The sequence below is a fragment of the Marinimicrobium sp. UBA4509 genome, from assembly GCF_002388575.1.
Classification (GTDB): Bacteria; Pseudomonadota; Gammaproteobacteria; order Pseudomonadales; family Cellvibrionaceae; genus Marinimicrobium; species Marinimicrobium koreense.
In genome coordinates this window covers 93,421-96,655 of sequence record NZ_DGMV01000032.1, presented here as the reverse complement: position 1 = coordinate 96,655, position 3,235 = coordinate 93,421, and the positions used below count along the sequence as shown (strand labels likewise).

At 60.7% G+C, this 3,235-nt stretch carries 4 protein-coding genes and 1 pseudogene; 2 read left to right on the top strand and 3 right to left on the bottom strand.

Features of this window, described 5'->3' with window-relative positions:
* From B3520_RS04435 to ubiT, 3 genes are all read right to left on the bottom strand, one after another.
* A partial coding sequence (locus B3520_RS04435) for a class II glutamine amidotransferase (protein ID WP_286875484.1) occupies nucleotides 1-606 on the bottom strand: 606 nt, incomplete at its 3' end.
* A gap of 109 nt (nucleotides 607-715) precedes the next feature.
* On the bottom strand, nucleotides 716-1,135 hold the full coding sequence (locus tag B3520_RS04430) for a hypothetical protein (protein WP_286807256.1): 420 nt from the start codon (nucleotides 1,133-1,135) through the stop codon (nucleotides 716-718).
* A gap of 223 nt (nucleotides 1,136-1,358) precedes the next feature.
* On the bottom strand, nucleotides 1,359-1,841 hold the full coding sequence (gene ubiT, locus B3520_RS04425) for a ubiquinone anaerobic biosynthesis accessory factor UbiT (RefSeq protein ID WP_286807257.1): 483 nt from the start codon (nucleotides 1,839-1,841) through the stop codon (nucleotides 1,359-1,361).
* A 94-nt stretch (nucleotides 1,842-1,935) separates the two neighbouring features.
* Here ubiT and ubiU point away from each other — a divergent pair, with 94 nt between their 5' ends.
* Together ubiU and B3520_RS04415 are read left to right on the top strand one after the other, a co-directional pair.
* Nucleotides 1,936-2,931, top strand: coding sequence for a ubiquinone anaerobic biosynthesis protein UbiU (gene ubiU / locus B3520_RS04420; RefSeq protein ID WP_286807258.1), 996 nt, complete (start codon nucleotides 1,936-1,938; stop codon nucleotides 2,929-2,931).
* Nucleotides 2,931-3,235, top strand: a pseudogene (locus B3520_RS04415) (U32 family peptidase); the annotation flags it as partial. The gene ubiU and the pseudogene B3520_RS04415, both read left to right, overlap by 1 nt.

Sequence of the window (3,235 nt, the reverse complement as noted above, 5' to 3'; positions counted from 1 at the left end):
CAGGCGGGCCGGGCCGAAGGGGGCCCGGCGGGTGATGCTGGCCATTTTGGTGGAGCAGTAGGTGAACAGCCAGTCGCCGTTGCTCAACAGCAGGTTGAAGACCCCCTGACGGGCGTAGCCTTCGGACAGACTCACCAGCCGCTGCACCACCTCGGCGGTCGGTGTGTGCCGGTCGCAATGCTGGCGCAAGTGGTTGAGCATGTCGCAGAACAGCGCCTCGCTGTCCGTCGTGCCCACCGGTTCGTAGAAACCGGGTTCGGGCGCGAAATCCGATATTTGGCCGTTGTGGGCAAACACCCAGTACCGGCCCCATAGCTCGCGGGTGAACGGGTGGGTATTGGCGAGGCAAATGTCCCCCACATTGGCCTGACGGATATGGCAGATGGCCACTTCGCTTTTGATCGGGTGGGTCTGCACCACTTCGGCGATACGGGAGGAGGCGCTGGCATCGGCGTCGTGGAAATTGCGCACCCCTTTGCCTTCGTAAAACGCCACGCCCCAGCCATCTTTGTGAGGCCCGGTCTCGCCGCCACGGCGGGTCAGGCCGGTAAAGCTGAAACACAGGTCGGTGGGGGTGTTGGCGCTCATGGCCAGGAGTTCGCACATAGTGATGAGGCTCTCGGGTTTCGGAGGTCTATCACCATTATACGCATCGAGGCGTCTTTCGCAGGTCTTGGGCGCGCCTTTCGATTTCTGGGGCGCGACTCGTTGAGCGCTATCCGTGGGTGATCTGCATCGGGACGCCGGAACGGTCGAATGCCAGCAAGTTATTGATCATCCCGTTGCGAATGGCGTGGATGACTTTTTCGATGGCGTCGTCTACCGCTTTGGGGGTGGGCAGCTTGTTGTCCGTGCCGGGCAGGGCGGCAACAAAAACCGCATCCCACGTATCGCTCGCCTGCTTGGCTTCTTCGACCAGGCTGGAGAAGTCTGCCAGTTCGTCGGGACGCTTGTCGATACCGGCCAGCGGCGCCAGATGGCCCCCGTGTCCGTCCTCAAAATCCCGCGCCTGCTGCTCGGTATAACCGGTGGGTAATTCTCGGCGCGCGAGAACCAGAATCAGCTTTTGTGGTTCCGGTTGAGAGCGGGCAATAGTGAGAAAGTCATCGAAGTGGTTCAGCTCAAAGGTGCTCATAGCGATGTGGCCATTGTTGTAAAAACGAGAGTTCTGCCCATTGTGCACACTTTCGGGGTGAACTGTGATTCCTCTAAAGGGGTAGACCCATGGGGGAATATCCCGAGGGCGGCCAGAGCAGTAGGCTAGAGGTCCCGGTTGGTATTCCCCTGGCAGCTGTGCCACCGGGACTCAAAGGCCTCTGGTGCAGGGAGTGCACCTTTTTTTGAGCCGATCGGAACGATCACGCCACCGTCCGGCTGATAAAGCGATAAGCGGGTGCGGGGATCAGCCGTTCGGGGTCCTGACTGTCGAGAAAATTTTTCAGTGCCAGCCCCAGCTCGGTATCACCCTCAATGGCCAGTTTGCGGCGAAAGAACAGTGTGTCGGGATCAACCTGGCCGGCCATGATTTGCAGCAGTGATCGGGTATCGGCTCGAAAGGTCACGTCGGGCGCCACAGGCTTGAGCGAAACCTGCAGCCGTTGGCCGAGTAGCGTTACCGAGAAGTCCAGATTGATATCGGGCACGGTGATCCGCGCCTGTCGACCGCGCAGAAAATCCAGTTCACCCCGGCGCAGAGCCTCTGAAAAAGTGTGGTTCAAACCGATGCCCAGCGTGTGTCGGCGAATGGTCTGGGGGATGAGCGGCTGGGCCACCTTGGCGCATTGAATGAGCCGGGGGAGTGTTGGGCGAAATACTGCTGAACGGGATTGCATGGTAGTCATAGTGGGGCACCTCCTGAGCGGGCATGCTAGCAAACCCGGGGGGCGTCGCCACTCGCCCAAAATAGGTACCGTTTTTAAACAGAGGTAAACGCCGATGGAATTACTTTGTCCCGCAGGAAGCCTGCCCGCGCTGAAAACCGCCCTGAAAGAGGGGGCCGATGCCGTCTATGTTGGCTTGCGCGGTGATACCAATGCCCGGCATTTTGCCGGTCTCAATCTCGACACCCTGGGGCTGCGCGATGCCGCCCGGGAAACCCACCGGCAGGGGCGGCGATTGCATGTGGCGATCAATACCTTTGCTCACCCGACACAATGGGACAGTTGGCAACAGGCAGTGGATGAGGCCGTCAAGGCCGGAGCGGACGTGTTGATCATCGCCGATATGGCGGTGTTGGCCTACGCGGCGGAACGCTACCCCGAGGTGGAGCGGCACCTGTCGGTGCAGGCCTCGGCCACCAATGCGGCGGCCATTGATTTTTACCAACAAGCCTATGGCGTCAGTCGCGTGGTGTTGCCGCGAGTGCTGTCCATGAAACAGGTGTCGGCACTGGCGCATACCGTGAGTACCGAGCTGGAGGTGTTCGCTTTTGGCAGTCTGTGCATTATGGCTGAGGGGCGCTGTTATCTCAGCTCCTACATGACCGGCGAGTCCCCCAACAACTCCGGCGCCTGCTCCCCCGCCAAGTTCGTCCGCTGGGAAGAGAAACGCGGCGTCCTGGAATCCCGCCTGAATGGCTACCTGATTGACCGCTTCGCCGGCGGCGAGAACGCCGGTTATCCCACCCTGTGCAAAGGTCGATTCGAGGTAGGCGGTGAGCGCTACCACGCCCTGGAGGAACCGACCAGCCTCAACACCCTGAGCCTGTTGCCCGAGCTGTACCGCGATGGCATCAAGGCGGTGAAGATCGAGGGTCGCCAGCGTAGTCCCGCCTATGTCGGCCAGGTTACCCGGGTGTGGCGTCAGGCCATCGACCGTCTTTTGGAAGATCCGACCCGCTATCAGGTACATCAGGACTGGGACCACACCCTGGCGGGACTGTCCGAAGGGCATCAGACCACCATCGGGGCCTATCACAGGAGTTGGCGCTAATGTTAAAACTGACCATCGGACCCATTCTGTATTACTGGCCCAGGGAGCAGGTGCAGCGTTTTTACACGTCGGTGGCCGAATCGGACGCCGATGCCGTCTACCTGGGCGAAACCGTGTGTCCCAAGCGGCGGGAGCTGAAGTTGGAGGACTATATGGCCCAGGCGCACCAGCTGCGTGAGGCCGGCAAAGAAGTGGTGTTATCCACCATGACCTTGCTGGAGTCTCCTGCAGACCTGCGCGAGCTGCGCCGCTACTGCGACAACGGTGAATTCGCCCTGGAGGCCAACGATATCGGCGCGGTGGG